Annotated in this window: 5 protein-coding genes; 2 read left to right on the top strand and 3 right to left on the bottom strand. The window is 74.9% G+C overall.

Annotated features, from left to right (window positions below):
* The coding region (locus ABZ914_RS47050; protein ID WP_500201147.1) for an MFS transporter at positions 1-1344 on the top strand (1344 nt) is incomplete at its 5' end.
* Between the two features lie 10 nt (positions 1345-1354).
* Here ABZ914_RS47050 and ABZ914_RS47045 read toward each other — a convergent pair.
* From ABZ914_RS47045 to ABZ914_RS47035, 3 genes are read right to left on the bottom strand one after another with little or no spacing between them, the layout of a single operon-like run.
* Positions 1355-2752: a vWA domain-containing protein gene (locus tag ABZ914_RS47045; RefSeq protein ID WP_500201146.1), complete on the bottom strand. Its 1398-nt coding sequence runs from the start codon at positions 2750-2752 to the stop codon at positions 1355-1357.
* A 4-nt stretch (positions 2753-2756) separates the two neighbouring features.
* A complete protein-coding gene (locus tag ABZ914_RS47040; RefSeq protein WP_500201145.1) occupies positions 2757-3677 on the bottom strand; it encodes an AAA family ATPase in 921 nt (306 codons plus the stop codon).
* Positions 3674-4117, bottom strand: coding sequence for a hypothetical protein (locus tag ABZ914_RS47035; protein ID WP_500201144.1), 444 nt, complete (start codon positions 4115-4117; stop codon positions 3674-3676). Before ABZ914_RS47035 ends, ABZ914_RS47040 begins: the two co-directional genes overlap by 4 nt.
* A 140-nt stretch (positions 4118-4257) precedes the next feature.
* Between ABZ914_RS47035 and ABZ914_RS47030 the strand changes: the two genes are divergently transcribed.
* Positions 4258-4579, top strand: a 322-nt coding sequence (locus ABZ914_RS47030) for a hypothetical protein (protein ID WP_500201143.1), incomplete at its 3' end; no start/stop codon positions are given.

The following is a 4579-nucleotide window of genomic DNA, read 5'->3' as shown; positions in this document are numbered from 1 at the left end:
GGCACCGCCGCCGCGCTGGCGCTGCCGGCCGCCGCGACGCTGCTGGCGCTCATGAACTACACCGCGCCGATGGCCGCGCTCACCGAGACCGCGCACGGGCTGGGGGCGGGGCCGACGGCCCGGATCTGGCTGATGTCGTCGATCAGCCTGGGACTGGCGGCGGCGCTGCTGGCGACCGGGAGCCTCGCCGACGACCACGGCCGGCGGCGCGTGTTCGCCATCGGCGCCGCCGCGCTCGCCGCGTCCAGCGTCGCCTGCGCCGTCGCGCCGACGACCGGGGTCTTCGTCGCGGGACGGATCGTGCAGGGCGCGGCGAGCGCCGCGCTGCTGGCCACCGGTCTCGGGATCATCGCGGCTGCGTTCCCGCCGGGCCCGCGCCGCGCCCACGCCACCGGGGTGTGGGGCGCGATGCTCGGCCTCGGCATCGCGCTCGGGCCGGTCGCGTCGGCGGGCCTCGCCTCGGCGGCCGGCTGGCGGGCCTGGTACTGGGTCGCGGCCGTCGCGTCGGCGGCGCTCGGCGCGGTCGCGGTGCGGACGCTCGGCGAGTCGCGGGCCGACCGGCCGCGCGGCCTGGACCTGCCGGGGCTGGTCACCATGAGCCTCGGCGTGGCGGCGCTGGTCGCGGCGATCACGTGGGGGCGGGCCGGCTGGACGCGTCCGGGCGTGCTGGTGCTGCTCGGCGCCGCGGCGGTGCTGCTGGCGGCGTTCACCGTCGTGGAGGCGCGGCGCGCCGAGCCGATGCTCGACCTCGGCCTGTTCCGGCGGCCCGCGTTCCTGCTGTCGGTGTCCGGCGCGCTGGTCACCGGCCTCGCCGTCATCGGGATCATGAGCTACCTGGCGACCGTGATGACACTGGTGCTGGGCCTGTCGCCGGTCGTGTCGGCGCTGGTGCTGGCCATCTGGTCCGGGCTGTCGTTCGTCGCCGCGCTACAGGCCCGCCGGCTGCCGTCCCGGCTGCCCGCCGGGCGGCTGCTCGCCGCCGGGCTGGCGCTCAGCGCGGCCGGCGAGTTCGCGATGCTCGGGCTCGCACCGGACGCGCACTGGTGGCGGCTCGTCCCCGGCCTGGTCGTGTCCGGGGTCGGCAGCGGGCTGGCCAACGCGATGCTCGCGCGGCTGGCCGTGGAGAGCGTGCCCGCCGACCGGGCGAGCATGGGCTCCGGCGCGAACAACACCGCCCGCTACGTCGGCGCGTCCATCGGGGTGGCGGTCGTCGGCGCGATCGCGACCGGGTCCGGCGACGGCCCGTCGGCGCTCGCGCACGGCACCGACGTCGCGATGCTCGTGTCCGCCGTCGTCGCCCTCGCCGGCGCCGCCCTGGCCGTCGCCATCCGCGAGCACGGGTGAGCGCGGCCGGTCAGGCGAGCTCCTCGATGAACGCGGCGAGCTGGGTGAGGTTGCGGCACTCGAACATCGGGACGAGGTCGCCGTAGCGGGACGCGGCGGAGTCGCCGGTGTCCCACAGCCGCCGCGGCTCGGGGTTCAGCCAGTAGGCGTGCCGCGCCCGGTCGACCATGGACCGCAGGATCGGCAGCGACAGCTCGCCGTAGTTGGAGCGGGCGTCGCCCAGGATGAGCAGGGACGTCTTCGGCGTGATCGCGTCGCGGTACTTGTCGTCGAACACCTTGATGGCGTGGCCGTAGTTGGACCGGCCGGTGATCCAGACGAGGTCGGCCTCGGCGGCCATGCGCGTCATCGCGTCGGTGACGTCCGCGCCCGGCGCGAAGTACTTGGTGATCTCGTCGGTCGCGTCGATGAACGCGAACGCGCGGACCTTGCTGAACTGCTCCCGCAGCGCGAACGTCAGCAGCAGCGTGAAGTGCGCGAACGCCGACACCGAGTCGCTGGCGTCGCACAAGACGACCAGCTCCGGCTTGTGCGGGCGGCGCGGCCGGTAGTGCGTCGTCAGCGGCACTCCCCCGCTGCCCAGCGACGCCCGGACCGTCCGCCGGAAGTCGAGGCGGCCGCTCTTGCCGTGCCGCTGCTTCTGGACGAGCTTTGACGCGAGCTTGCGCGCCAGCGGGTACACCTCGCGGCGCAGCGCGGCGAGGTCGGCGCGGTTGGCACTGGAGAAGTCGAGGCGCTCCAGCGGCGGCCGGACGGCGAGGCGCGCGGTCCGCTCGACGCCGGTGTCCTCGGCGATGCGGCGGCGCACCTCGCTCGCGACGAGCTCCTCGAACCGGCCGATCCGGTCGCGGAACGTGCGGCGCGCGACGCGCTCGGCCATCCCGCCGCGCTCCTGACCGTTCAGGACGGCGTTGAGCAGCCCGGCCATCAGCGTCTCGGGCGACAGCGCCCGCAGCACGCCCGAGGAGAACCACGACTCCTGGCCCGGCGTCCGCCCGTACTCGGCGACGGCCGTCCGGGCGAACTGCCGCAGCGCCGCGTCGTCGCCGGACAGGAACAGCTCCATCAGCTCCCCGCGGCGGCGCTGCACCTCCGGGTCCAGGGCGGGCGGGACGGGGTTGCCGTCCGCGCCGAGCGTCCGGACGGGCCGGTCCTCCTCGCGCACCGCTCCGGCGCCGTCCCCGACCGCGGCCGGGAACCACAGGTCGAACAGCGTGTCGAAGGTCGGACGGTGCTGGGGCCGCTTCACCACCGTGGCGGCGTACGCGGCCCGCAGCGCGCCCCGGTCGAGCAGGTCGACGGCCTGCATCGCGCGGACCGCGTCCAGGCCCTCGGCGACCGACACCGGCAGCCCGGCCTCCCGCAGCGCGGCGACGAACCCGGTGTGCCGGTCGACGAGCGAGGCCATCCGATCAGCCCCTCAGGCCCAGTTCCTTGGCGGCGCGCTCCTGGTCGGACGCGTGCTTGAGGACGACGCCGAGGGTGCGGGCGACGGCCGCCTCGTCCAGCTCGTCGAGGCCGAGCGCGAGCAGCGTGCGGGCCCAGTCGACGGTCTCGGCGATCGACGGCGCCTTCTTGACCTCCAGCGCGCGCAGCGTCCCGACCGTCCGGACGAGCTGCTCGGCCAGCTCCGCCTCGATGCCGGGCACCTGCGCGAGGACGATGTCGCGTTCCCGCTCCGGCGCCGGGTAGTCCAGGTGCAGATAGAGGCAGCGGCGCTTGAGCGCCTCCGACAGCTCCCGCGCCGCGTTCGAGGTGATCAGCACGAACGGCCGGCGCACCGCGCTGACCGTGCCGAGCTCGGGAATGGTGACCTGGAAGTCCGACAGGACCTCCAGCAGCATGCCCTCGACCTCGACGTCCGCCTTGTCGGCCTCGTCGATCAGCAGGACGGTCGGCTCCGCGCGCCGGATCGCCGCGAGCAGCGGCCGCTCCAGCAGGAACTCCTCGGAGAAGATGTCGTCGTGGGTCTCCTGCCAGGCCCGGTCCGCCGGGGCGGCCTGGATGGCGAGGAGCTGCTTCTTGTAGTTGAACTCGTACAGCGCGCGGGCCTCGTCCAGACCCTCGTAGCACTGCAGCCGGATCAGCTCCGCCCGCGTGGCCGCCGCGACGGCCTTGGCCAGCTCCGTCTTGCCGACCCCGGCGGGGCCCTCGACGAGCAGCGGCTTGCCGAGCGCCTGCGCGAGGAACACGGTGGTGGCGATCGCCTCGTCGGCGAGGTAGCGGACGCCGGCCAGCCTGCGCTCGACGTCGGCGGGCGAGGCGAACGCGCCGTCGCCCGCCGCGGCTCCGGCGTTCCCCGCGTCCCCGGCGTTCTCGGTGGTGTCGGTCATCCCTTGCCCTTGTGTGCGACTGCCTTGGTGTACGTCTGGTTCGTTCCCGCGAACACCAGCTTGGTGTTCTTCTCCGACAGGGACACCCCCCAGTAGGACGCGGTCTTCGGGTCGCCGCCCTGCCAGGAGAAGCGGTACTTCCCGCCGCCCTCGGGGATCGCCGTCCCGCTCCACAGCCTCTGCCCGCCCTTCACCCACACGCCGCTGCCGTCCGCCGTGAACTGGAAGTAGTCCTTGGCGGTGCCGACCCAGCGGCCGACGAGCGGCTTGACGTCCGCGGGCTTGATCGCGGGGATCGGCCCGAGCGCGGCGGGCGCCGCGCCGGGGGACGCGCTCTCCCCCGCGCCGTCCTCCTTCGTCCCGCCACCGCATCCGGCCAGGACGAGCGCGGTGGCGGCCGCGCACGCGGCCAGGACGGTCGAGCGGGGCCGCACGGTCACGGAAACCTCCGGCGATTATCGGACGAAAGCGGCAGTTTATCGGCGCGCGGAGCCGTCCCCCCGCTCATCCCTGCGGGGTACGCCGCGGTTGGCACCGCGGAGTGAGGCGGCACCGGACCCCGCGCGCCTATAACCGAACCATGACGACCCGACGACTGCCTCGCGAGGACCTCACCGCGGCGCTGGCGGCCCGGCGCGAGCTGGGCCCCGACTACGACGCGGCCTTCATCGAGACGGTCGTGGACCGCATCGAGGAGGCCCTCGACGCGCGTCCCGCCGCCCCGGCCCCGCGCCGCCGCCCCCGCGTGCCCCGCCCGTCCGGGGACGGCGACCACAGCCTGCTGCTGGCGGTGCTGTCGATGCTCGCCGCCATCCCGCTCAGCGCCATCGCGGTCGTGAACGCCGGCGGGGTCGGCCTGTTCCTGGCCTGGTCGGCGATCGTCCTGATCAACATCGCCTACA

Origin of the sequence: Spirillospora sp. NPDC046719, assembly GCF_040645715.1 — a bacterium.
In the GTDB taxonomy this organism is placed as follows: Bacteria; Actinomycetota; Actinomycetes; order Streptosporangiales; family Streptosporangiaceae; genus Spirillospora.
This window is presented reverse-complemented; position numbering and strand designations above follow the sequence as displayed.

Excerpts from the sequence above, each read along its gene's own strand:
- ABZ914_RS47045 (WP_500201146.1), bottom strand. The coding sequence starts at position 2,752 with ATGGCCTCGCTCGTCGACCGGCACACCGGGTTCGTCGCCGCGCTGCGG.
- ABZ914_RS47040 (WP_500201145.1), bottom strand. The coding sequence starts at position 3,677 with ATGACCGACACCACCGAGAACGCCGGGGACGCGGGGAACGCCGGAGCC.